The following is a 23916-nucleotide window of genomic DNA, read 5'->3' on the forward strand; positions in this document are numbered from 1 at the left end:
GATTATTATTCCGAATTACAGAAATATCGGATTATTATCAAGAAAGATTTCAAATGAAGATACCCGAATGAATATAATTAAAGTTTGTTATTTCTGTCATTTCTGAATTTCTGTACCTCCCAAAAGTCTGTCATTTCTTAATTTCTGTATCTCCCCGAAGAATATTATTTCCGGATTTGCCGGTTTCAAAAAGTGGCTGCTTCAGGCAGCGCAACGCTCTTTTCATGGCGGGGTATTTCGATAATTGCGGGGTTTTAGCTAATTTTGCAGTGTTATGTTGCTATCGCTCGCCATACCGGCCACAGCACCGCTGATCACTGCCCCCGTCCCGATATTCCTTACCGTGATGGCCATAATCCTTTTGACCCCGCTCGTCCTGAGCCGGTTGAGGATTCCCCACGTTATCGGTCTGATTGTGGCGGGTGTCGTCGTAGGCCCTCACGGCTTCAATCTGCTGGCACGCGACATGAGCTTCGAAGTCTTCGGTCAGGTCGGCATTCTATATCTCATGTTTCTCGCGGGTATAGAGATCGACATGTATCACCTGCGCAAAAATCTGCGCAAGGGGATGACATTCGGCCTTTTCACATTTATAATTCCGCTAATATTGGGCGCATTGGTGGCAATGGCCGCGCTGCGCATGCACTTCCTTGAGGCCACGTTGCTTGCCTCGATGTTCGCGGCCCACACACTGATAGCCTATCCGATAGTGACGCGTTTCGGCGTCACGAAGTCGCCCGCAGTGGTGATAGCGATAGCCGGTACGATTGTCACCGTGCTCGGCTCGCTGATTGTCCTTGCGGGAGTTCTCGGGTATACCGCGACGGGTCGGTGGCCTCGCTGATTCCCGTGCTGTGCTATCTGGCGCTCTACTGTGTCGGCCTGATTTATATCTATCCGCGCGTCACACGCTATTTCTTCAAGCATTACAGCGACGGGATAGCCCAGTTTATCTACGTCATGGTGATGGTGTTCGGGGCGGCCGCGCTTGCTTCGTTCATCGGGCTTGAAGGAGTGTTCGGCGCATTCTTCGCCGGTCTTGTCCTCAACCGCTTCATCCCGGCGCGCTCGCCGCTGATGGGGCGTCTGGAGTTTGTCGGCAACGCTATTTTCATACCCTATTTCCTTATCGGGGTAGGGATGCTGATTGATCTTCACGTGGTGATGGACGGCTGGACAACGCTCTACACCGCCGCCGTCATGAGCGCCGTGGCCATGCTCTCGAAGTGGATAGCCGCGTGGGTGACGCAGAAGGTCTACAGGCTCACGCCGGTCGACCGCTCGATCATGTATCAGCTCTCCAACGCACACACGGCAGTGGCGCTTGCAGTGGTGATGATCGGCTATGAAATGCACCTGTTTGACGTGACTGTGCTCAACGGGACTGTCGTGATGATCCTCGTCACCTGCACCGTTTCATCGTTCGGCACCGAGCGTGCCGCCTCGCGCCTCAAGGTTCAGTTGCTTGAACAGGCCGATGAGGATAGCGTCAAGGACGACGCGACAACCCATCCGCGTACACTTGTGGCAATCTCAAATCCGCTGACCGCCCCTCGATTGTCGACCTCGCGCTTTCGATGCGTTTCCCCGACACGTCGGTGGCCGGAGACCTCTACGCCCTTCATGTGCGCAACGACAATTCCGCCTCGTCGAAGGCCATCGGACGCAATTCGCTCGACGTGGCCGAACGTGCTGCATCGGCAGTCGAGACGAACCTCACTGCAATCGAGCGTTTCGACCTCAACTTCATCACCGGTGTGCTCAACACAATGGAGGAACGCGACATCACCGAACTTGTGCTGGGAATACACCGCCGGACCAGTATAATCGACTCCTTCCTCGGCGAGAAAATCGAGCAGCTTCTGCGCTCGACCAACCGCATGGTGGTCATGTCGCGCTGCTTCATTCCGCTGGCCACAGTCACGCGCATACTGGTGGCCGTTCCTAAGAAGGCGCAGTTTGAGACCGGTTTCCGCCGCTGGGTTCAGGCCGTCGGCAATCTCGGACGTCAGGTGGGCTGCCGTGTGGAATTCTGGTGTGAGGACTCGACCGCGCCGCTTATCCGCACCGTGATCACCCAGAGCAAACTGGGCATACGGATGTCGTTTTCGACCGTGGAGAGCTACGACGACTTTGTCATCAAGTCAAGTGAGATTAACGACGACGATCTGCTTATAGTTGTGAGCGCCCGCCGTTCGTCGGTGTCGTTTGACAGCGATATGGATGCTGTCCCCGAATATCTTCAGAAATACCTTGCAGGCAATAACCTTATCGTGATCTATCCCGGCCAGTTCGGCACGGAGCCTCCGATGACCATGGCCGAGACCATGGCGACAGACATCGTCTCGCCTCCAAATCCCGTCTTCCTTTTCGCCATGAACCAGCTCCGCCGTCTGCGCAAGATGTTGCGTAAGGCATCTGGAAGGAAGTGAACCGGCCGACGATTCTATCTCATCCGGATGTAGTTATGGAAAAATTCATTCTGTCAATCATTACGCTTCTCACGCTATTTGCCGTGGTCGGATGCTCAGGCGCTCCCGACCGCACGCTCTACGAAGCTGAGGCGGTGATGACGGAGCATCCCGACTCTGCCCTTGCGCTACTACGATCGCTCAATCTCGGTGAGATCCGTGGTAAATCATCACGCGCTCTCTACGCTCTGCTGTTCACTCAGGCGCAGTTTAAGAACTACCTCGATGTCGACAACGACTCGCTCATCACCGAGGCGGTCGATTATTACGAGGATGGTCCTGACCATTTCCGCTCCATGCTTGCCAGCTATTACTATGGTCGTGTCAGACTCAACAAAGGAGACTATGCCAATGCGATTTTCGCATTTTATAACGCCTATGAACTTGCAGATGCAGTCGGTGACAGTTTCTGGCGTGGTATGATTGCAGAGCGTATATGTGAGATATATGAGAAGACGTTCAATTACACGGAGATGATAAAGTTCGCGAAGATTGAATACACAAATTTTAAAGAGCATGGAAATCCACTCTATATCCATGACGGAATGCTTGACCTTGCATCGGCCTATCATTATGACTTAAAATATGATTCGGCCATCATTGTGTGCAGACAATTGCTTGATTCTGCCCTGATGCGTGGTGACAGGGAGCTGGAGGAGGATGCACGCCGAAACATGGCGCTGTCATATTTCGGATGGGGGAAGTATGACAGTGCGGCTGTCATCTATAAATACATATGTGAAACGGATTATACATTGCCATCTGACTCCGCCTATCTCGGACTTATTTATCTGAGAAATAATATGGTGAGTAAGGCCAAAAGTATTATTCCACAATCCACGTGTACCAATAATGTCGGGACTTGGATGAAATATAATATTCTTTTATCACTCGGCAATCGAGACAGCGCATTGACTGTTCTTCAAGATATTATGACTGAACATGAGAAAAGAGACCGAGAGCTTATAAGATATAATCTTTCCGGTGCATTGATGGACTATCATGCCTATAAACTTGCACTCGAACATGAACGGAGCCGCTTTTCAAAGGCTATGTTATGGCTTGCTGTTTTTGTGACCGTTATGATTATTATTGTGGGTGCATATTTTTCCTATCGCCATATCCGCCGACAGAGGCTTCAGATTGAAAAGAATATCATGCTCGCCGATAACCTCAGGGAGATGCTTGAGACTAAGGATGAAAATCACAACAGAATGATTCTTGACCTGCTCGGCGACCGTTTCGCAATGCTTGATGATTTCTGTCGGGTCATGTATGAAAAGGGAAACTCAGTGCAGGCAAAAAAAAATGTGTCGAAAGTTGTCGAGAGTCTCATCGGACAGTTTTCACAGGATAAGAATAAGATTTCTGAACTTGCCACTTATGTCGATGCGCACTATGAAAATATAATGTCGAAGTTCAATGCTGATTTTCCTAATCTGATGGAAAACGATTATCTGTTGTTTCTTTATTCAATCTACGGTTTTTCAACTTCCGCAATCGCTCTGTTTTTAGGATTGGACAATGTTACAGGAGTCTATGACCGTCGGAAGCGTCTGAAAAATAAAATAAAGGCATCTGATAGTGGGAATAGGCAGATTTATCTTGCAATACTGGATAAAAGGCGGTAAATCAGCGTTGTAAGTGTAATTTGAAACCCAATTGTAGCTAATTGATTGAATAATGGTTGATTAACTGCAATGACTATCTGGCGCGCCAGAATTTTTCAAGATTATGGTTTGTAATATATTGGGTATTAGTGTGTTGTAAATGCGTTGCGCCAAATGGTTTTTCAAGCTTTTTAGTGACTGATCGATGGCTTTTCTATAATTTTGCATCATTAATCAATCGTAAAAACATAGCAATATGGGACCATTCATTCACACACTTATTCTATTTTTCTCGCTCACCATCCCACTGATGCTATATGCTAATGATAGTGAGGAGTTACAGGATGAAGGACATGTCGAATACTTGAAATATGATAAAAATAAGAAAAGGAAAGAACTTCCCTCTCGTGTATTCATAGAGTGTCACTATACGGAAAAACATCTCCGTTTTGTGCTTCCCCCTTTTAATTAGGTACAACTAATCCTGTCTCAGATATATTAGTCACTGATCCTAATATCATATATGTCGGTGCTGCTTTCCCTGAAAGTGAATTCGGTGGTGGTTTTGGCAAAGAAATATTGTATGAACGTAATCCGATAGATATAGCAACAAGTTTTCCGGATTCCTATATTGGGGAGATAACCCGACCAACTGGAAGCATAGGCTATAAACTGTTTATGAAGGAAGTGCTTAGATCTCAGGAATATAAAAATTACCTTACATCGAAGGCCCGTGAGTCTATGTCTTTCTCGTGTACGGAATTTTATTCTTACTCTGACATTGAAAAAGCTTTTGCTACGAATTCGGGACTCGGAAGTATATTCTCGGCAAAAGTTAAAAGTAATTCCAAGAAGACCAATATTAAGAGTCGATTGTTAGGCCAGTTGATTTCAAAAAACTTCAGTGTAACCATGGATTTACCATCCTCCGGCTTTTTCAAAGATAGAAATAATGACTATTCTTCTGAAAATCCTGTTTTTATTCGTAGTATCTCTTATGGAAAAATAGCACTTTTAGCAATTGAGAGCGAATATTCGTTTGAAGAGGTAAAAAAGGCATTGGAAGCTGGAATTAAGTTTAAAATATTTTCAGCTGGAGGAAATTATACATCTAAAGATGTAGAAATACTACAAAAATCGACAATTACTATATATGTAATCTCTGATAATACCGAGGGTGATGCGAACCAGTATTTCTCATCATTAGATGAAATACAGAATGCATTCAAAGTTTCGTATTCTCAATATGCTCCAGGTCTACCAATAATATGCAAGGGCTGTTATACGAAGGATCATTCTGTCTTTAATATATATGTCCCCGTTCCGCGTGACCCAGGAAATACCAATGGTGGACGGCACAGCGGTGGCGGTACAGGTAGACATTAGTTAATCAATTAATAAATTATTCAGTGCATTCATCGTTAAGACGATAGATGTGCTGAATTAAAAATATCATATTATGAACTTACAAATTATACGCTTTTTACTATTATTTTTATCATGCGTATTAGTGACATCATGTGACAATAATGACAGTCCCGGCCGTCCGGGCAATGAAAAGCCGGGCGATGAGGAGACATTCAGTCCGCACTGGGACTATATTGTCGAGACTGGTATGCCGGACAGCCAGACTTTTATAGGTACACGCTATCTTGGGATAGATGATAGAAACGAAAGCATCCCCATGCCTCCGTCTGATGGCCTTTATGTGGGCTGTGTATGTAAGAGTGATTGTTTCGGAAACAGTTTTGATGATGAGGTGACAGGCGACAAAAACCAAGCAGGGATTATCGCTACATTTGGGAACGGTTGGAGTGACTATATGGCGAATGACTATATTCCCCGGTTGATAAATTATGTTGATTTTATGAAATCGACAACACGTTCGCAGGAATATGCTGACTTTATAGCTGACAAACATTCGCCGGGCGTCTATGGCTTTTGCAATCTGGAGTCGATGGACAATCTGAAGTATTTTTTCTCGGACAATATGAAGTTTGCCGAAGGAATTGCCGAGAGCATCCGTCTGCGTTCAGGCATCGAGAGCCCCGGGAGTCTGATGTTTGGCAAAGCGGTGTTTAAGGGCATGACAGTCGCTCTGGAAACACCGGGCGACGGTATTTTCAAGACTGCTCCTGCCGATGCCGGCAACCTTGTCTATATCAAAAGCCTGACTTATGGGGCATCCGCATATTTCGTCGTGGTTAGTGATAAGGAGTATGCCGATGTGATAGCCTGTTTCAATGGACTTGGTGGAAGGACGTTGCAAGAGGAATTCAGTGAGGAGGATGGAGTGCTTCGCGGATCGGAAATTTATACATTTATCATAGATGATGTGACGCAGAATGCCCGTGTTGGTACGACGGTTGACAGCCTCATAGACTTTATGGCTAATCCGTTCAAGCCTCTCGGCTACGGCTATCCTCTGTATGTCGACGGACGTTGGCTGAATGGAGATGGCGCTTACCGACCCGAAAAATAATGACGGCTGACTTCGTGGCTCGGAATATTGATGGGCGTATGGTGCTCCGGCGGTTTTTATTTAGCGCCGTCGGTGGGCGTGACACTCTGAGATAATAGGCATATAGCTAATGAAATACGTGAAGTTGCGAAATTAAACCGCCGAAAATGCTTGCGGATTCAGAAAAAAGTCGTACCTTTGCAGCCGGGTAAGTCCTACACGACCAGCTCCCCGAAAACCCCGCCAGGTCTTGATCGAAGCAACGGTATCGGGTTGTAGCGGTGCGATGTAGTCAGCTTACCCTTTTTTTGTGTAGTAATGTTCCGGCAAAAGGCCGGAAAAACATATCTGCGCAAGCGACCGATAAAGTCACTTGCGCAGATATGTTTTTTGTCTCAAGCTGAGAGATTTTGTTGGTGGCCGATGGCTGGCGTCAGAATTTAATGACCATTTCGGCGCATATCTTGTCACCGCCGCCGACAGGGACTGTGGTGTCGTGGTGGTAGAAATATTTCTCGTAATCAAGCCGGAGGTCACAGTGAATGGCTTTGTAGTTGTATGAGAGAGTTCCGCCTACGGTGATTCGGTTGCGGGCTGAGTGTGTGGTCGAGAGCTGTCCGAGGTCGTTGCGCAGACCGTTGCTGTGGGCTGTCATCCCGTCGAAGCGTCCTTGGACAGATGCGCGGTTGAAGACTCCGGCATTGACGGGGAAGGCGTAGTCGACAAAGAAATTATAGCCGTGAGCTGCCTTGTGGGCGTTGTTGACGTAATGTTTGTTGAGATATTCGCCTTCTACAGTCCAACGTCCGCTTGTCCATGTGGCCGAGGCTGTCAGAGAGTTGATGCGTACAGAGTCAGGGATTAGGGTTTCAGCTCCGGCTGCTAACTTTACGTTGCCCACCGAATAGAGGGCTTTGCCTCCGTAGGCCATTTTTTTGACCCAGATATTCTGGTCTGTGATTGTGGTCGGGTTAAACGCTCCGGCTTCAACGAGAAGCGACGAGCTTTCGGGGAGAGCGAACGTATAGGACAGCTTCGCGCCTACTCCACGCACGTTGTTCATCGTGCCTCCGATAAAGGATCGGTTGGCGAAGATGTAGTTGCCCGGGCCACGGAAACAGTCTGTGCCGAATGGTATGCGGAACTGTCCGGCCTGAAGTTTGAGCGCCGGAGTGATGGCTATGCGCCCCCAGCCGTCAAGAAACATTATTTTTCCTCTGTCGCAGAAATCAGCTTGGAAATAGTAGTCGATTTCCGGTGCGAGACGGCCGTTGACACTCAGACGGGCGTTGCGCAGCTGAAAACGGTTTTCGCCTCCCTTTGTGTCCATTTCCCAGCGCGGGCGTATGACTCCGTGGAGCTCGGGAGTAAGGTCGACCTTATTATTGTCGTCGGCCGCTACAGGCATTATGCCAAGAATGGAGAGCAGGAGGAAAGAGAGTCTGCGGAAATTAAAATGTGACATTTTAAACAGCTTCTTAATTAGGTAGAATTGATTGGATACTGTGGGCATGGAGGAGCAGGGGAAAGACAGAGCGGCATACAGGGGCAGATTGTTGGCAGGGCCGGGGGGTCAGATAGCCAGCGCGATTTTGTTGTCAGCTGCTATGCGACGCATGTTCATAATCGCATAGCGCATGCGTCCTAGGGCAGTGTTGATGCTGACGGATGTCGCTTCGGCTATTTCCTTGAACGACATGTTGCGGTAGAAGCGCATCACGAGCACTTCACGCTGGGCATCGGGGAGGGCCATGACTATACGGCGCAGGTCTTCGTCAATCTGTGTGCTGACGAGGATGTCCTCTATGTTTCCTTCACAGAGGTCTCGCCGGTTGAGTATATCGGTTCCTTCTTCGTCGGCCGACACGGCGTTCTCGATCTTTTCCTGACGGAAATAGTCGATTATGAGATTGTGGGCGATACGTGTGAGCCATCCGGAAAATTTTCCGTGTTCCATATACCGTCCCTGTTTGATCGTCATGATTGCCTTGACGAAAGTCTCCTGAAAAATGTCGTCGGCGACATCCTTGTTTTTCACAATGTGTAAGATATAGGAATATACTTTCTGCTGATGGCGCTGTAGGAGTACGTCGAAGGCTTCATTATTGTTGTTGGCATAAGCGGCAACCAGATCCCGGTCAGTAAGCTTAGTCAGTTGTTCCATTTTGTCGGTTTTGATTGGTTAGAGTAGCAGTGTGTCTATAGGCGGTTAAAATTTAGTTAAAAATAATAAAAATGTGAATTGTCGATACAATAAACTTGCGTATCCTACGCAAAAGTAGGTATTATTCGCAGGTTTTACAATATAATTGACATTATTTAACCCCATAAAATCAGATTGCTATGCAATAAGCTGGTGTGTTGTCGTCAAGTCTGATCTCTGTTCTTATATGTAGAAAAGAAATCCGGCTACTCTCACGAGTGGCCGGATTCGTAACCTATGATTCACTTATTAGTTAACGTAGGTTGTTTCTAACATAATGCAATAGTTTAGAATAAATACGTTACATGTGAATTTTAGGGTTTCGCAAATTGTTATGTATCCGATTTAATTGCTGAAACAAAGATAGGCCATTCTTTTGGAATGGCCTATCTTCGGGGATATGTTAAAAAGCATAATAGGCTTGTTTTAACATTAATTATGGATTTGGCGTGGTTTTATTTGCCGCCGGGGATATTGATGTCGCCTCCCTTTGCGGCTTCCTTGCGTGGAGCGAGTCCGCGCAGACGCAGGAGTGCATCGACTTTAGGCTCGTGTCCGCGGAAACGTTTAAACAATGTCATCGGGTCTTCGCTGCCACCCATTTCAAGGATGTTTTCCTTGAATGACTTTGCTGTTGCCGGATCGAATACGCCTTTTTCGGTGAAGAGCTCGAAGCCGTCGGTGTCAAGGACTTCTGCCCACAGATAAGTGTAGTAGCCTGAGGCATATCCGTCGCCGCCGAAAATATGTTTGAAGTAGGGTGAACGGTAGCGGTAGGCTATCTGTGAGGGCATGTCGAGTTTGGCTGCCACCTGCTTTTCGAACTTGTCGATGTCGATATTTTCGCTGTCGGATGGATTGAGCGCGCCCCATTCGAGGTCGAGAAGTGCGGCTGTCACCCGTTCGGTGATTTCAAAGCCTTGGTTGTGGGTGGATGCTGCTTCAAGTTTCTTGATGAGGGATTCGGGGATGACCTCGCCTGTCTTGTAATGGAAGGCATATTCTTTCAGAAGTTCCGGTTCGAGAGCCCAGTGTTCGGTGATCTGTGATGGAAGCTCTACGAAATCGCGGTCAACGTTTGTGCCTGCCTGACTGCGGAGCTTGGCTTTGGTCAGCATTCCGTGGAGACCGTGGCCGAATTCATGGAACATGGTCTGTACCTCATCAATCGTCAGTAGCGCCGGGGTGTCAGCTGTCGGACGGGTGAAGTTGCCGACGTTGTAGACGATGGGGCGGGCCGAAGTACCGTCGGCATCTTCAAACGCACCTCTGAATTCGCTCATCCATGCGCCCTGACGCTTGGAGGGACGGGGGAAGTAGTCTGTCATGAATACAGCGACATGGTTGTTGTCCTTGTCCTTGACCTCATAGACATTGACTTCGGGATTGTATTTGGGGGCGTCGGGGAGTTCGGTGAATGTCACCCCATAGAGTCGTTCGGCAAGGGTGAAAATGCCTTTGCGCACATTGTCGACAGAGAAATATGCACTGACCTCGTTCTCGTCAAGGGCGTATTTCTTGCGTCGTACCTTTTCGGCATAGTAATAGTAGTCCCAAGGAGCAAGCTTGAATTTTTCGCCCGATTCATCAATGTAGGCTTGCATTTCCGAGACTTCTTCGGCCACTTTGTCTTTGGTCGGACTCCAGATCTGGAGAAGAAGGTTGCGGGCGGCTTCGGGTGTCTTGGCCATAACATTGTCGGTCATATATGACGCGAAATCATTGAAGCCGAGGAGACGGGCTTTTTTTGAACGTGCCTTGACGATGTTGCCGATGACGGGACGGTTGTCGTAGGGGGCTTCGGAGGCAAGGTTCATATAGCCGTTATACATTTTTTCGCGCAGCGAACGGCTGTCGGCATATTTAAGCACCGGCAGACGGCTCGGGGCATGGAGGGTGAAAACCCACTGGCCTTGTTTGCCGCGTTTCGCAGCCTCTTCGGCAGCGGTGCTGACGATTCCGGCGGGAATGCCTTTGAGCTCAGCCGGATCGGTTACGACAAGCTCAAATTTGTTGGTCGATGCGAGAAGATTTTTATTGAACGAGAGGAAGAGCTGTGTAAGTTCGTTGTTCAGATTCTTGAGCTCTTCTTTCTTTTCGGCTGAGAGCAACGCACCGTTGCGGGTGAAACTTTTATAGGAGAGTTCAACCGCGCGTTTCTGCGGGCCGTCGAGATTCAGTTTGTCGCGGTTGTCGTAGAGATATTTGACACGCTTGAAAAGCTTGTCGTTCATCATGATTTCGTCGGAAGCGGCTGAAACCATCGGATATGCCTTCTCGGAAATGGCGAGCATGTGTTCGTTGTTGTCTGTTTCGTCGAGAGCACCGAAGACGAGCATTACCTTTTCGAGGAGCGCTCCGCTCTTTTCCATAGCAAGGATGGTGTTGTCGAATGTCGGAGTGGCCGGATTGTTGGCTATAGCCTCGATTTCGGCTTTTTTGTCGGCTATCCCTTTTTCGATTGCCGGGAGATAGTCGTCATAGGTGATTTTGTCGAAAGGTGGAATCCCGAATGGAGTCTCATAAGGCACCATGAACGGATTCTGACGAGTCTGAGCATTCATTTCTGTCGGAAAGCTAAGTGTCGCAGGGAGCAATACAGCTCCGAGAGCGGCGGTTAGAAATTTATTCATCGCAGGATATTATTAATGTGATAATCTTTTTCGTGGTATAATACATGGTAAGAGTCTGTAAGAAATCCGGCTTGGCTATTATTTCACCGGATCAAATAAGAATGTGGCCAAAAGCGGGTTATGGTCGCTTGAGGAGATGTCGCCGCGTTCGATGTCTACAGCCTTGAACGGCCCTCGGTAGAGAATCTGGTCTATACGGAAGTAGAATTTATCGCCATGATATGTTATCGTAGGGCCGAAAGCTGCGTCGGCGTATGCGTCGTGCATGTCTTTGCCTTTGATTGTGCGCACGGCATAGCAATCAGGTATGTCATTGAAGTCTCCGGCAACAATGAACGGCCCTCCGATGGAGTCAACGATATTTCGTACTGTCCGGGCTTGTAATGTCCGTATTTTGAATGCTTCGGAAAGTTTGGTCAGAAGCTGGGATTTCACCTCCTTCAGCTCCCGTTTAAGCTCTGACTTTGTAGCGGGCATCTCAAGGGCTTCTTTATAGAGAGTCTTGTCCTCCGGTGTCAGTCCGATTGATTTTAGATGGACGTTGATGAGGTGGATTTCATGACCTTGTATGTTGAGTCTGAATCCGAGCATTGCCAATTTTGCTTTAGGATGTACCTCAAGCTCGATTTTTTCAAACGGATATTTGGAAAGAAGAGCGTATTTAAGATCCAGATCAGTGTATTGATATGGATAGAGAGCAGAGAGTGAGTCAATCTGAGCCTCTTTGATTTTCCACGGGCCTTTTGTGTCAAGGACATCGTATTCCTGTAGGTTTACAATATCGGCATTTGTGGAAATAATATAATCGAGGGTCTCGTTTTTCTCCACTCCGAGATAATCTTCGCCACGGAAGTCCCAGAAATGAAGCACGTTGTATGTCAGAAACGTGAAAGAATCCTTTTTCTGTTGTTCGGTTAATGCCGGTTTCCAGAAGTGGAGCGGGGAGAATACGAGTATTGACGGAAGGGAAATGATCCATCCGGCGGCAATGACAAGGATGAGGCGTTTGTCGACCAGCAGGTTTACGACACATAGGACTATTCCGGCAAGGAGGAGGAGCGGGAGCACCATGGCAGCCATCGAGGCAATGACTCTTTCTTCTGGATTGAACGTTCCGCCGTAAGCCGAGAACACAGTGAGCATTGCCACGGCCAGATTCAGGCCGACGCCAAGCGCAAGAATTGTTGATTTTATCGGTTTGTGTGGGGTGGGAAAATTCATTTTATCTTTCGGCTTACATCGAAAAGTCTCTGTCGTTCCTGAGGCGTAAGGGCGGAATAGCCTGATTTTTTTATTTTATCGAGGATCGCGTCGAGGACTTCACGGTCATTGTCGTCGCATGTCGGATTTTTACCATAAGGGGGTGGGGTGGAGGATGCCCCATATTGTCGGCCGGATGCCTGTTTTTGGCCGGGTGTTCCGGTTTTGTGAGAGAAACTGCCCCAGATTGTCGATGCGAATCTGTTCCAGAGATTTGCCATGCGGTCAAACGCCCGGTTGAACGGCCCTGTTATGTCATGTCCTCGTTTCAGCCGTAAGGCGTATATTGCACCTGTCAGCACTCCTCCGATATGGGCTATCTCACCTCCGGCATTGCTCCCGGTCACTCCTATCAGCACAAGAGCGATAGTGGCTATGGCAATCCATTTTAGAGATATGGACCCGATGAAGAGAAGGTGCATCCTGAAGTCGGGCATTAATATGGCTGTTGCTGTGACAATAGCTATTACAGAGGCTGAAGAGCCGATCAGCATTGCATTGTGGAAAGCAAACACGGGCATGACGGCATAGCTCACAAGAAACAGCAGAGCGCCTCCAAGACCTCCAAGTATATAGAGGGCGAAAAGCTGACGTTGGGTGGCTACCATCATGAACAATGTCCCGAACCAGTAGAGCCATAACAGATTGAACAGGATGTGGAGCACGTCATATTGCGCAAACATATATGTCACTATCGTCCACGGGCGTGTGGCAAGTGTCGTAGGGTTGCTCGGCAGCTGAACGTAGCTCATAATGGTGTTTATGAAGTCAGGGCAGCCGGCAAACATGCAGACTATCGCCGCCACTCGCAGCAATATGAATATGCCGATATTGATCCAGATAATCTTCATCAGCATGGTTGAGCCGTCAAACGAACGGCGCATTTGCCTTATCGTATCAGTAACTCCCATGGAAAGTGCCTTTCTTTTTCCAATAGAGGATTATGAGAAATCCGAAAATCATGCCTCCGAGGTGAGCGAAATGCGCGATGCCGTCTGCTTTTCCGGCTGCCTCGCTCAGGCCGATGAGAATTTCCACCGCGCCCATGCCGATAACCATCCACTTTGCCTTTATCGGTACAGGGATAAAGAACATATAGAGCGGTGCGTTTGGATAAAGCATGCCGAATGCAAGCAATATGCCATAGACTGCACCTGATGCTCCGATGGTCACGAACATGTTGAGGTTTTGGGCAATAGCGGTTTTCCCGTCGGGTGTCGACATAAGGTGTCGGATATATTCGCGTGCTTCTGGAAAGTCAATGGCATTGTATTTGGCGAGCAGCCCTACCATGGTGTCCTCCCATGTAAGCGCCCATACAAGTTCCTGAACAAGAGCTGCGCCGACTCCGCATGACACATAATAGAACAGGAAGCGTGCGCTGCCAAGGGTGCGTTCGAGTGTCATGCCAAACATCCAGAGAGAGAACATATTGAAAAATATGTGTGCGAAGCTCTGGGTGGAGTGCATGAACATATATGTTATGAGCTGTGCGGGATTGAAGTCGGAGGCAAGAAAATAGTGTAGACCTCCGAAATTTTCAAGACCAGTGCCGAGACGTCCCGGCAAAACGAACATCGCCAGCCAGACTATCAGGTTTATGATAATCAAGTTTTTTGTGACAGGCGGTATCTGCGAAAAAAATGATGATCCGTTGTGCATAAGTGCAAATTTACGAAATCCGCATCGAAAAAACCTTGTGCGGACAATTAAAATTGATTCTCTCTGAACATATAACGGATGAAAGAGCAAAAAATGGGGAACTAACCATGTGATTAAATAAATTTAACACAATATTAGTGTCTGAAATTTTGTGATTAATGAAAAACTTCCTACCTTTGCACCACGAAAATGACATCGCGGGGTGGAGCAGTGGTAGCTCGTTGGGCTCATAACCCAAAGGTCACAGGTTCGAGTCCTGTCCCCGCCACTAAAAACGACATTCGAATAAATCGGGTGTCGTTTATTTTTTTATTCCTCTCACGTCCCCAAATCTATAGCTATGGGCGCAAGGTCAGGGCGGCAGGAGCGTGCTTCTTAACAGAAGTGTCGTCAGGTCATACAGGGATCACCTTGTCTGATTCATCAATCTCACGGCGGACGAGGCATGGATTTCCTGTGGCGAGTGTGAATGGCGGCAGACTCCGGGTCACGACACTTCCTGCGCCAATGACACATCCGTCGCCGATTGTGACACCGGGCAGGATGACTACGTTTGCTCCAAGCCAGACATTGTTGCCGATTGTGACAGGTAGGGCACGCATGATTCCGGTGTTTCGCTGCTCGGGCAACAGGGCATGGTTGATTGTGTAGATGCCGCAGTTTGGCCCGATAAATACGTTGTCTCCGATTGTTACCATTGCTTCGTCAAGTATGGTGAGATTGAAATTGGCTACAAAGTTCTTGCCGATTGTTATATGTTTCCCAAAATCGCAGTGAAATGGCGAATGTATGGTAAACGGTTCTTCGATTTTGCCGAACAAGGCTTTTATGATATGTGCCCGCTCCTTTTCTCTACGAGGCGACAGAGCGTTTAGCTCGAAACACCGTTCTTCGGTCTCAAGAAGCATCCGGCGAATCTCTTCGCCAAAGCCATACACCCACATTCCGGCCTGTAAATTTCCGATAGTCTCGTTGACATCCATAGAAACAAGTTTAAAAAGACTCTTAGAAATATTTTCTGCAAATATAGGCAGTATCTGATGAAAAATCATCGTGGCAGCCGGATAAATGCTCCAGCAAATTGCAGGAAATCGGTTGGAAATATATATTTTTGTGAATCTTAACTTTACAATAGTATTATTATGCTGAGTGTGCGTCCATCACGAATTGCCGATATTGAGGATATAATGGCTGTTTATAGCCATGCAAAGAATTTCATGGCCGAGTGCGGTAACGCAGGCCAATGGATCAACGGCTATCCCCGGCGCAGCCTGATCGAGTCGGATATTGAAAATGGCTACAGTCATGTGGTGATGACTGAAGACGGGTGTCTTGCCGGGGTTTTCTGCCTGATAATCGGTCCGGATCCGACATATAGTGTGATTGATGGGGCTTGGCTTGATGATTCGGCCTACGGTACGATTCATCGTATAGCGTCGTCGGGCATCGAAAAAGGAGTGGCGGATTGTTGTCTCGCTTTCTGCCTGTCAAAAATAGGCAATATAAGGATTGACACTCATACGGACAACGTGCCGATGAGGAGATGGATTTTAAAGTCTTCGTTTGTGTTTTGCGGAATCATTCATACACATGACGGTTCGCCGAGGCTCGCATTTCAGTTGAAGAAATAAATCATGACTGACGGATGTGCCTTTGACTTAATCTGTTTTTTAGAATTTTTTCAAAAAAGTCTTTTGGGGGGTTGAGTTTTTGGGATGTTGTGTGTCTTTGTTATAGTAACTATTCATCGAATCGGCAAAGTAAATGGTGTTAATAATCAGAGATTTATAAAATATATTTTTATGAGACCAACGAAAAAACATCAATTTTCTGCGATTCATGAAATTGGCGCTTTAGTAAGCATCTGAAAATCAAGAAAGGTTTTCGCTGAATAGTTACGGACTAATGGCGATGTGTTAAAGGTTTGAAATTTAGTGATGGGAAAGCCGTAAATTAAGATATTTTCATTAATTTTACACCGCTTGTTTGCAATAGCGCTGGCAATCGTGTTTAATTGTCAGATGGTGCGAACTTTAGTCATGACCAATTGTTAAATTTATAAGCGTAAGTTTTGAGTAGCTACGCATGAATTAAAAATTTAACGTTTTAAACTATACAGCTATGAGTGCTCAACGAAATTCTTCCGGAACGCCGGCCGCAATGCGCAATATCTTCGGCATCATAATGATTATCATTTATGTAGGAGTAGGTATCCTATTCTTCTGTGGCTTTTTTGATATACTCTTTCCCAGCTGGGGCTGGATGCGTTGGGTTGCCGGCGGTCTGTTTACAGCTTATGGTCTATGGCGTGCCTACAGACAGTTTAAGGGTATCGAACCCGGCTATGGCAACGACCGGGATATGATTGAATAACGGATAATACATTATTATAATGACAACAGCATTGAAAAGCATAGCCGCTGTCGCAGCGTTCGCACTTCTTGCCCTTCTTAGCGGATGTGGCAAAAAGTCGTCGTCGATGCAGCCATTGCCATTGGCCAAGGTTGCATGTGACGAATCGTTTGAAAATATCATGGAACAGGAGATAAATGTCTATGAGTACATTTATCCCAAAGAAGATGTCGTGGCTTATTATCTGCCGGAAAATGCCTGTATTGATTCCATCATGGCTATGGGCAGTGTAAAGGCGGCGGTAGTGACACGTCCGCTTACTGAAAAGGAGGTGAGCTATCTTCGCAGCCATAAAAAACTTGTCCATCAACAGCGCATTGCTGTAGATGCTCTTGCCATTATTGTAAATCCGCAGAATCCTGTCGAGATACTGTCACGAAAGGATATTGCTGAGATTTTGTCGGGTGATGTCACCCGCTGGGATCAGGTCGAGCCATGCAAGCTTGGTGAAATCTCTGTGATATTCGATCATCAGGGATCGTCGACCGTAAAATATATGCGAGACTCTATAATGGACGGACGGCCTTTCGGCCCGAATGTCTCGGCTGTGAAGACAAATCCTGAAGTGTTCAAGGCTGTAGCTGAAAACAAAAACGCTATGGGTGTCATTGGTGTCAGCTGGGTTTCGAGCGACATGAAAGGGCGAGAGCATTCTGTCGAGGAGCTTGCCAAGGCTGTCGAGAAGAGCGATACCACCATGCTTGATTTCAATCACGATGTAAAAGTGCTTAAGATCCGTGGTAATGACGTGGTTCAAGCCTACAAGCCTTATCAAGCGTATATCTTCGATGGAAGCTACCCGCTGTTCCGCTCCGTTTATATGATTTCGACCGCCCCCGGCGGGACGACTACACACCGTTTCTACAGTTTTGTCACCGGTTTTCAGGGGCAGAAACTGATTCAGATGACAGGAATTTTACCGGCCACATTGCGTCCGCGCATGGTGTCGGTTGAATGAATGCGATAAAAAATTCCCTGCATATTCTTGCATATTGGAAATAAAATGTCGTATTTTGCGTTAGATTATAATAGTAGGCTCTTGTCGGGCCTTATTTGTTGTGCCGTAGCTTCAAGATGCGGTTGACAAGGCAATAACTCATAAAAAATAATAATAAAACAAGAATATAATAAACCATAGACATGAAATTCCGTACTATCTTTTCCTTCGTGCTCGGAGGCATGGTGATGACCGCTTTCGCACAGGGTGGCTATCAGGATGGCGTAGATTACTACAATGCTGAACGTTTTGACAAGGCAAAGACTATCCTTGAAAAGACACTCAACGACCCTTCGACCAAGAAGGCTGTGTCCTATTTCTATCTCGGCTCGCTTGAACTTGACAATAATAACGTCGCAGCAGCATCTGAAAATTTCAACAAGGGTGTGCAGGCTGACCCCGCATATGGCTATAATTATGTAGGTCTCGGACAGATTGCCCTTAAAAACGGAAACAAGAAGGATGCTGAAAATTACTTCAAGCAGGCTCTTGAGGGTAACAAGAAAGATGCCTCTGTGATGGCAGCTATCGCACGCGCATATTTCAATGTGGATCCCACTCTATATGCCAAGGAGATTGAGAAGAATATCGCAAACGCCATGAAGGTGTCTAAAAACAAGGAAGCTCAGGTCTATGTGCTTCAGGGCGATATGGCCAAGGCTTCTGACATAGGTCAGGCTGCCGGTTTCTACGAACAGGCAATGGTCTATGATGAGCAGGCCGGAAATGTGAATCCCGAAGCTTACGTGAAGTATGCCAACCTTTACAACAAGGTTAATCCTGACTTCGCTATCGGCAAGCTTGTTGAGCTTAACGAGAAACTTCCGACTTCGGCTCTCGCACAGAGTGAGCTTGCTGAAAAGTATTATGACGGCAACCAGTTCACCAAAGCTGCCGAGCAGTATGGTAAGTATATAAAGAACCCTAACCACTTTCAGGGTGACGAACAGCGCTACTCAGGTCTCCTTTACTTCGGCAAGAAATATCAGGAGTCACTCGACGTTGCCAATCAGGTGCTTGCAGCCGACCCCAATAATGAGTACATGCAGCGTATGGTGATGCTCAACAAGGCCGCTCTTAAGGACTTCGCCGGAGCTGAGGAAGCTGCTCAGAAGCTTTTCTCTCATGCCAATGCCAAGTTTACAGCTACCGACTACTCTACTTATGGCGATATCCTCGGAGAGCTTGGCCGTCCGCAGGAAGCAATCGAGGCTTACGTGAAGGCTTATGAAATGAATCCGGAGAAAAACAAGCAGATGCTTGCCGAAATCTCGTCGATGTATAACGATCTTGAAAATGACCAGAAGGCTGTGGAATACATGCAGAAGTTTGTTGATGCAGGTGACGCCACTCTCAATGACTACTTCATCCTTTCAAACCGTTATAAAAATCTCGGCCTTTCTCTTCCCGAAGGTTCTCCCGAACGTGCGGAAGCTGCCAACAACGGTATCAAGAATATTGACCTTGCCATCGAGGGTGCAGCCAACAAGGGGCCGCTTTACCGTAACAAGGCTACTCTTCTTATGATTCGCGACGGAGCAGAAAACACCACTCCCGAACTTATCGATACATATAAGGCAATGATTGCCGCTTATGACGAAGATCCTGCAAACAAGGAAAAATATGCCGATGCCTACAAGATGGCATATACCCGTATGGGCTCTTACTACATGCAGCAGGGCGACAACGCGCAGGCTCGTGAATACTTCCAGAAAGTGCTCGAAATGGATCCTGAAAACGCACCCGTCAAGGAAGTCATGAAGAAGCTCTGATTCAGTCAGACGCTATCTGTATAATTTATCAAGGCCTCGCGCCCGTCCCCCATTCGGAGGGGCGCGCGCGAGGTGCTTTTTATATTCAATGATGCAAGGCCGTGGATTTTTTATAGGGCGTGTCTTAAACCCTTGTCTGAAAGCCGACGTTATAAAGTAACAAACATTTATGAGAGTCACCCATGAATAGTAAAGATAACCTTTTGCAGATCTACGCATCGAGTTTCCGGCAAAACTGGGATCTTCCGGCGCTTACCGAATTTGGCAGTGGTCAGACCATGACTTATGCCGATATGTCGCGCCGTATAGCGGCCATTCACATGCTGTTTAAGGAATGTGGCGTGAAGCGTGGAGACAAGATTGCTCTGATGGGGCGTAATTCCTTTTCGTGGGTGGTTGTCTATATGGCAACATTGACTTATGGAGCGGTGGTCGTGCCGGTGCTTCATGATTTTAATGTTCAGGACGCACAGCATATAATCAATCATTCCGACAGTGTGATACTTTTCATAAACGAAAGTATCTTTGACAACATGGAGTTTGATAAGATTCCTCAGGTGAAAGCAGTGATGTCGCTTGACCGCCGGGAGGTGCTTGCCGAACACCCTGTCACAAACCGTGCCGTTGAAAAATTTCTTGCACGTCTTCCTGAGAAGATGCGTCGGAAATATCCCCACGGGTTCACCACAGCCGACATCGATTATCCGGATATCGACGAGAGCGAGCTGGCCGAGATAAACTACACGTCGGGGACAACTGGTTTCTCAAAGGGTGTGATGCTTACTCTTGGAAATCTTGGCGGTAATGTCAGGTTCGGTGTGCGTTCGCGGTTGCACTTCCGTGGATCGCGAGCCCTCTCGTTCCTGCCTCTGGCTCATGCCTATGGTTGCGCTTTCGATATGCTTGTCCCCTTGGCGGTTGGCACTCATGTCACTATTCTTGGCAAACTTCCAACTCCGAAATTGCTTCTTAAGGCATTTGCTGAAGTGAGACCGAGCCTTGTCATCTGTGTCCCGCTGATATTGGAAAAGATTTATCGCAACAAGCTACGTCCTGTCATCGAAAAGCCGGCTGTGCGCAATGCTCTTAAGCTTCCGGGGTTGAAGACTCTTGTTTTCCGTAAAATCCGCAACCAGCTTGTCGAGGCTTTCGGCGGAGAGTTTGCGGAAGTGATTGTCGGTGGCGCTCCGCTTAACCGCGAAGTAGAGGAATTCCTCCACCGCATTAAGTTTCCGTTTACAGTCGGATATGGCATGACCGAGTGCGGCCCTCTTATCAGCTACACTCCGTGGCGGCAGTTCATACCGTCGTCTTCCGGCCGCACGCTTCCGTCAATGGAATGCAGGATTGCCGACAGTGCAGACCCCGAACGAATCCCGGGCGAGATCTGTGTGAGAGGTGAGAACGTCATGCGTGGATATTTTAAGAATCCCGAAGCGACTGAAGCGGTCATAGATGCTGAGGGCTGGCTTCATACCGGGGATATGGGTACACTTTCGGATGACAGGACAATCTTTATACGAGGACGCTACAAGACTATGATTCTCGGCGCGAACGGTCAGAATATATATCCCGAAGAGATTGAGGCTAAACTCAATAACATGCCGTATGTCTGCGAAAGTCTTGTCGTCGAGCGTGGTAAGCATCTTATTGCATTGGTCTATCCCGACTATGAGGCTATGGACCGCGACAAGATACAAAACGAAAAGCTGCCTGGGCTTATGGAACAGGTACGCTCGGATCTCAACAGGCTTGTAGCCCCCTATGAGCGGATTGACCGCATACAGCTTATCGCAAACGAATTTGAAAAGACTCCAAAGCGTTCGATCAAACGCTATCTCTATAACGCTTAGACGGCCAAGGTCGTTATCGGTGGAAAAGTGTGTCACATAGCTCCGATTGGCTTATGTGATGTGTTTTTCCTTCACGTTTCTATTAACCGATACAACACAGTAGCAATGGAATATGAATTACAAATAAAAGTTCGCGACTATGAGGTAGACTCTCAGGGAATAGTCAACAACGCCAATTATCTGCACTACCTTGAAATCACCCGACACGATTTCTGCGAACATGCAGGAACATCTTTCCGCGAAATGCAGGAAAAGGGTCTTGATCCGGTAGTGCGTAAAATAGAGATTGAATATCTCTCCTCGCTTACTCTCGGGGAGACCATGATCTCGCGTCTTTCCATGAGGCGCGAAGGTGCCCGGTTTATTTTCGTTCAGGACATCTACAATGCCGGAAACGGAGCACACGTGGTTCATGCGCTTGTGACTATAGTATGTCTTGAAAACGGCCGTCTGTCACGTGGCGAAATCCTCGCCGAAGCATTTCGCGATTATCTATGACAGATAACGCTCTGACATATCGTGTCGCCTTCTCGTCATTGCGGTCGCTGACTCCGTCTCTTGCCGGGACTATTCTCGACCGAGTGGGGTCGGAGGAAAATTTCTTTGCGTTTACCGAATCTCAGCTTTCGGCAGTAATGGGATTTTCCAACCGGCTGTTCACGTCTTCTGTTCGTGGCGAAGCATTGGAGAAGGCTCGCGATGAGGTCGAATTTATAAACGCAAATTCGATTTCGTCCATATATTTCCAATCCGGGCAATATCCCGGGCGGCTTTTGGAGTGTGACGATGCTCCACTTATGCTTTACGGGCTCGGTGATTGTGATCTTAATCATTCACGGTTCATATCTGTCGTCGGGACGCGGCATGCCACTGCCTACGGAGTGGATTTTGTCGAGCGTTTTATAAATGAACTTGCAACGCTTCTTCCCGAAAAGCCGGTGATTGTCAGCGGGCTTGCCTATGGGATAGATATATGCGCCCACAAGGCTGCTCTTAAATGCGGGCTTCCGACTGTGGGAGTCCTTGCTCATGGACTCAACACGCTTTATCCATCTCAGCATCGGTCGGTAGCGGTTGAGATGGTCAGGAATCATGGAATGCTGCTTACTGATTACCGCTCTTCAACTCCTGTCCACAAGGGTAATTTTCTTGCCCGTAACCGCATTGTGGCCGGTCTCTCGGATGCCCTTGTGGTGGTTGAGTCTGCGAGCAAGGGTGGTGCGCTTGTCACAGCTCGCCTTGCCTCTGGATATAACCGGGATGTGTTCGCGCTTCCGGGACGTATTTCAGATAGATATTCTGCCGGCTGCAATGGTCTGATTGCAAACCACATGGCTGCACTCGTCACATCAGCCTACGATTTCTGTAGTCAGATGAGGTGGCCTGTAGCCGAGGCCGATGATGCAATGCCAAGCCTTTTCCCCGAAATGTCTCCTGAGGAGGAAGCCGTCATGGCAGTGCTTACCGCGCGTGGTGAAGCGACTCTCGCTGATTTGAGCAGCCGTATAGATCTTCCTGTCGCCCGCTTGATGTCAATGCTTATCGACATGGAATTTCGCGCACTGATTATCAGCATTCCCGGCGGACGCTACCGTCTGCGTTAAGTGTGATTTTGCATAAACATTAAGAATTGCTTCAGCGTTTCTTACTTATATACAGTATTATAATCATCATAACAGTTAACCTATCATGGAAAATAAAATTATAGCTCCGTCTGAACTTATAATCAATCCTGACGGATCGGTATTTCATCTTCATCTCCGTCCCGAACAATTGACCGACCGGGTTATTCTTGTCGGTGATCCGGCGCGTGTCAACATGGTGGCTTCCTTCTTCGACACTACTGATTTTGAGGTGTCGTCGCGTGAGTTCCACACAATAGGCGGAACTTATAACGGAAAGCCTATAATGTGTCTTTCACATGGTATAGGCCCTGACAATATAGACATTGTCATCAACGAGCTTGATGCCCTTGCCAATGTCGATTTCAAGACACGTGAGGTCAAAACGGACAAACGTCGCCTGACGCTTGTCCGCATAGGCACATCCGGGGCGCTTCAGCCTGAACTCACAATCGGTACGCCGGTCATCGCTGAGAAAGCTATCGGTTTTGATGGTGTGCTCAACTACTATGCCGGCAGAGACCTTGTGGCTGATCTCGATTTTGAACACGCTTTCTGCGATGCTGTCGGATGGAATCCTCTTTGGGCTAAGCCTTATGTGGTGAATGCCGACGAAGAACTTGTCAATCAGATCGGAGGTGACGATATGGTGCGTGGCAATACCATTTCAGCAGTTGGATTCTACGGCCCTCAGGGTCGTGAGTTGCGTTTGCCGCTTGCCAATCCTGATCTTAACCGCCGGATAGAGGAATTCCGTTTTAACGGACGTAAGGTCACAAACTACGAGATGGAGTCTGCTCCGCTTCAGGGACTTGGCCGTCTGATGGGACATAGGGCAATGACAGTTTGCTCCATTATTGCAAACCGCATGAACAACAATGCCAATCCCAATTATAAAAATGCGGTCAAGGATCTTGTCGCCACAGTTCTTGAGCGTATATAATCCCTTATCACTTATAT

Annotated in this window: 20 protein-coding genes, 1 tRNA gene, 1 other RNA gene and 1 pseudogene; 16 read left to right on the top strand and 7 right to left on the bottom strand. The window is 47.6% G+C overall.

Annotated features, from left to right (window positions below; translation table 11 throughout):
* Nucleotides 1-274: 274 nt before the first annotated feature.
* The 7 genes and pseudogenes from E7747_RS17250 to ffs all read left to right on the top strand — a co-directional run bounded on the left by E7747_RS17250 (nucleotide 275) and on the right by ffs (nucleotide 6848).
* Complete coding sequence (locus E7747_RS17250) at nucleotides 275-844, top strand: cation:proton antiporter (RefSeq protein WP_136414889.1); 570 nt, start codon at nucleotides 275-277, stop codon at nucleotides 842-844.
* 5 nt (nucleotides 845-849) lie between these two features.
* Nucleotides 850-1368 (top strand): annotated as a pseudogene (locus E7747_RS17470) (cation:proton antiporter); the annotation flags it as partial.
* Nucleotides 1369-1577: 209 nt separating this feature from the next.
* On the top strand, nucleotides 1578-2432 hold the full coding sequence (locus E7747_RS06675; RefSeq protein WP_228449349.1) for an adenine nucleotide alpha hydrolase family protein: 855 nt from the start codon (nucleotides 1578-1580) through the stop codon (nucleotides 2430-2432).
* Nucleotides 2433-2467: 35 nt separating this feature from the next.
* Complete coding sequence (locus E7747_RS06680) at nucleotides 2468-4102, top strand: hypothetical protein (RefSeq protein WP_136414894.1); 1635 nt, start codon at nucleotides 2468-2470, stop codon at nucleotides 4100-4102.
* A gap of 657 nt (nucleotides 4103-4759) precedes the next feature.
* Complete coding sequence (locus E7747_RS06685) at nucleotides 4760-5467, top strand: thiol-activated cytolysin family protein (RefSeq protein ID WP_228449276.1); 708 nt, start codon at nucleotides 4760-4762, stop codon at nucleotides 5465-5467.
* A 124-nt stretch (nucleotides 5468-5591) separates the two neighbouring features.
* On the top strand, nucleotides 5592-6563 hold the full coding sequence (locus tag E7747_RS06690; RefSeq protein ID WP_168185262.1) for a hypothetical protein: 972 nt from the start codon (nucleotides 5592-5594) through the stop codon (nucleotides 6561-6563).
* Between the two features lie 185 nt (nucleotides 6564-6748).
* Nucleotides 6749-6848, top strand: an RNA gene (gene ffs, locus E7747_RS06695) — signal recognition particle sRNA small type.
* A 127-nt stretch (nucleotides 6849-6975) separates the two neighbouring features.
* On the opposite strand, the gene E7747_RS06700 is transcribed toward ffs, so the two are convergent.
* The 6 genes from E7747_RS06700 to E7747_RS06725 form a co-directional block, all read right to left on the bottom strand.
* Nucleotides 6976-8007 carry a porin gene (locus E7747_RS06700; RefSeq protein WP_136414899.1) on the bottom strand — a complete coding sequence of 344 codons (1032 nt, stop codon included), beginning with the start codon at nucleotides 8005-8007 and terminating at the stop codon, nucleotides 6976-6978.
* A gap of 108 nt (nucleotides 8008-8115) precedes the next feature.
* On the bottom strand, nucleotides 8116-8706 hold the full coding sequence (locus E7747_RS06705; protein WP_136414901.1) for an RNA polymerase sigma factor: 591 nt from the start codon (nucleotides 8704-8706) through the stop codon (nucleotides 8116-8118).
* Nucleotides 8707-9200: 494 nt separating this feature from the next.
* On the bottom strand, nucleotides 9201-11378 hold the full coding sequence (locus tag E7747_RS06710; protein ID WP_228449277.1) for a M3 family metallopeptidase: 2178 nt from the start codon (nucleotides 11376-11378) through the stop codon (nucleotides 9201-9203).
* 78 nt (nucleotides 11379-11456) lie between these two features.
* Entirely contained in the window at nucleotides 11457-12599 is a 1143-nt protein-coding gene (locus E7747_RS06715) for an endonuclease/exonuclease/phosphatase family protein (RefSeq protein ID WP_136414903.1), read from the bottom strand.
* On the bottom strand, nucleotides 12596-13549 hold the full coding sequence (locus E7747_RS06720) for a rhomboid family intramembrane serine protease (RefSeq protein WP_136414905.1): 954 nt from the start codon (nucleotides 13547-13549) through the stop codon (nucleotides 12596-12598). Before E7747_RS06720 ends, E7747_RS06715 begins: the two co-directional genes overlap by 4 nt.
* Nucleotides 13536-14300 carry a rhomboid family intramembrane serine protease gene (locus E7747_RS06725; protein WP_136414907.1) on the bottom strand — a complete coding sequence of 255 codons (765 nt, stop codon included), beginning with the start codon at nucleotides 14298-14300 and terminating at the stop codon, nucleotides 13536-13538. The genes E7747_RS06720 and E7747_RS06725 overlap by 14 nt, the downstream gene beginning before the upstream one ends.
* Nucleotides 14301-14496: 196 nt before the next feature.
* Between E7747_RS06725 and E7747_RS06730 the strand changes: the two genes are divergently transcribed.
* A tRNA-Met gene (locus E7747_RS06730) sits at nucleotides 14497-14568 on the top strand.
* Between the two features lie 127 nt (nucleotides 14569-14695).
* On the opposite strand, the gene E7747_RS06735 is transcribed toward E7747_RS06730, so the two are convergent.
* Nucleotides 14696-15283 (bottom strand): sugar O-acetyltransferase, encoded by a 588-nt coding sequence (locus E7747_RS06735; protein WP_136414909.1) that lies wholly within the window; start codon nucleotides 15281-15283, stop codon nucleotides 14696-14698.
* 159 nt (nucleotides 15284-15442) lie between these two features.
* Here E7747_RS06735 and E7747_RS06740 point away from each other — a divergent pair, with 159 nt between their 5' ends.
* From E7747_RS06740 to E7747_RS06775, 8 genes are all read left to right on the top strand, one after another.
* A complete protein-coding gene (locus E7747_RS06740; RefSeq protein WP_136414911.1) occupies nucleotides 15443-15931 on the top strand; it encodes a GNAT family N-acetyltransferase in 489 nt (162 codons plus the stop codon).
* Between the two features lie 490 nt (nucleotides 15932-16421).
* Nucleotides 16422-16673 carry a hypothetical protein gene (locus E7747_RS06745; protein WP_136414913.1) on the top strand — a complete coding sequence of 84 codons (252 nt, stop codon included), beginning with the start codon at nucleotides 16422-16424 and terminating at the stop codon, nucleotides 16671-16673.
* Between the two features lie 19 nt (nucleotides 16674-16692).
* Nucleotides 16693-17670, top strand: coding sequence for a PstS family phosphate ABC transporter substrate-binding protein (locus E7747_RS06750; protein ID WP_136414915.1), 978 nt, complete (start codon nucleotides 16693-16695; stop codon nucleotides 17668-17670).
* 182 nt (nucleotides 17671-17852) lie between these two features.
* On the top strand, nucleotides 17853-19481 hold the full coding sequence (locus E7747_RS06755; RefSeq protein WP_136414917.1) for a tetratricopeptide repeat protein: 1629 nt from the start codon (nucleotides 17853-17855) through the stop codon (nucleotides 19479-19481).
* 182 nt (nucleotides 19482-19663) lie between these two features.
* Nucleotides 19664-21334 (top strand): AMP-binding protein, encoded by a 1671-nt coding sequence (locus tag E7747_RS06760; RefSeq protein WP_136414919.1) that lies wholly within the window; start codon nucleotides 19664-19666, stop codon nucleotides 21332-21334.
* A gap of 105 nt (nucleotides 21335-21439) precedes the next feature.
* A complete protein-coding gene (locus tag E7747_RS06765; protein ID WP_123613549.1) occupies nucleotides 21440-21832 on the top strand; it encodes an acyl-CoA thioesterase in 393 nt (130 codons plus the stop codon).
* The gene (dprA, locus tag E7747_RS06770) at nucleotides 21829-22938 is read left to right on the top strand and encodes a DNA-processing protein DprA (RefSeq protein WP_136414921.1); all 1110 of its coding nucleotides are present in this window, start codon (nucleotides 21829-21831) and stop codon (nucleotides 22936-22938) included. The genes E7747_RS06765 and dprA overlap by 4 nt, the downstream gene beginning before the upstream one ends.
* 85 nt (nucleotides 22939-23023) lie before the next feature.
* Nucleotides 23024-23899: a nucleoside phosphorylase gene (locus E7747_RS06775; RefSeq protein WP_123613547.1), complete on the top strand. Its 876-nt coding sequence runs from the start codon at nucleotides 23024-23026 to the stop codon at nucleotides 23897-23899.
* Nucleotides 23900-23916 lie beyond the last annotated feature (17 nt).

The organism is Duncaniella dubosii, assembly GCF_004803915.1.
In the GTDB taxonomy this organism is placed as follows: Bacteria; Bacteroidota; Bacteroidia; order Bacteroidales; family Muribaculaceae; genus Duncaniella; species Duncaniella dubosii.

What these genes read in the sequence shown, in the direction of transcription:
- E7747_RS17250 (WP_136414889.1), top strand. Translation starts at nt 275, where the DNA reads ATGTTGCTATCGCTCGCCATACCGGCCACAGCACCGCTGATCACTGCC.
- E7747_RS06675 (WP_228449349.1), top strand. Translation starts at nt 1,578, where the DNA reads ATGCGTTTCCCCGACACGTCGGTGGCCGGAGACCTCTACGCCCTTCAT.
- E7747_RS06680 (WP_136414894.1), top strand. Translation starts at nt 2,468, where the DNA reads ATGGAAAAATTCATTCTGTCAATCATTACGCTTCTCACGCTATTTGCC.
- E7747_RS06685 (WP_228449276.1), top strand. Translation starts at nt 4,760, where the DNA reads ATGAAGGAAGTGCTTAGATCTCAGGAATATAAAAATTACCTTACATCG.
- E7747_RS06700 (WP_136414899.1), bottom strand. Translation starts at nt 8,007, where the DNA reads ATGTCACATTTTAATTTCCGCAGACTCTCTTTCCTCCTGCTCTCCATT.
- E7747_RS06705 (WP_136414901.1), bottom strand. Translation starts at nt 8,706, where the DNA reads ATGGAACAACTGACTAAGCTTACTGACCGGGATCTGGTTGCCGCTTAT.
- E7747_RS06710 (WP_228449277.1), bottom strand. Translation starts at nt 11,378, where the DNA reads ATGAATAAATTTCTAACCGCCGCTCTCGGAGCTGTATTGCTCCCTGCG.
- E7747_RS06715 (WP_136414903.1), bottom strand. Translation starts at nt 12,599, where the DNA reads ATGAATTTTCCCACCCCACACAAACCGATAAAATCAACAATTCTTGCG.
- E7747_RS06720 (WP_136414905.1), bottom strand. Translation starts at nt 13,549, where the DNA reads ATGGGAGTTACTGATACGATAAGGCAAATGCGCCGTTCGTTTGACGGC.
- E7747_RS06725 (WP_136414907.1), bottom strand. Translation starts at nt 14,300, where the DNA reads ATGCACAACGGATCATCATTTTTTTCGCAGATACCGCCTGTCACAAAA.
- E7747_RS06735 (WP_136414909.1), bottom strand. Translation starts at nt 15,283, where the DNA reads ATGGATGTCAACGAGACTATCGGAAATTTACAGGCCGGAATGTGGGTG.
- E7747_RS06740 (WP_136414911.1), top strand. Translation starts at nt 15,443, where the DNA reads ATGCTGAGTGTGCGTCCATCACGAATTGCCGATATTGAGGATATAATG.
- E7747_RS06745 (WP_136414913.1), top strand. Translation starts at nt 16,422, where the DNA reads ATGAGTGCTCAACGAAATTCTTCCGGAACGCCGGCCGCAATGCGCAAT.
- E7747_RS06750 (WP_136414915.1), top strand. Translation starts at nt 16,693, where the DNA reads ATGACAACAGCATTGAAAAGCATAGCCGCTGTCGCAGCGTTCGCACTT.
- E7747_RS06755 (WP_136414917.1), top strand. Translation starts at nt 17,853, where the DNA reads ATGAAATTCCGTACTATCTTTTCCTTCGTGCTCGGAGGCATGGTGATG.
- E7747_RS06760 (WP_136414919.1), top strand. Translation starts at nt 19,664, where the DNA reads ATGAATAGTAAAGATAACCTTTTGCAGATCTACGCATCGAGTTTCCGG.
- E7747_RS06765 (WP_123613549.1), top strand. Translation starts at nt 21,440, where the DNA reads ATGGAATATGAATTACAAATAAAAGTTCGCGACTATGAGGTAGACTCT.
- dprA (WP_136414921.1), top strand. Translation starts at nt 21,829, where the DNA reads ATGACAGATAACGCTCTGACATATCGTGTCGCCTTCTCGTCATTGCGG.
- E7747_RS06775 (WP_123613547.1), top strand. Translation starts at nt 23,024, where the DNA reads ATGGAAAATAAAATTATAGCTCCGTCTGAACTTATAATCAATCCTGAC.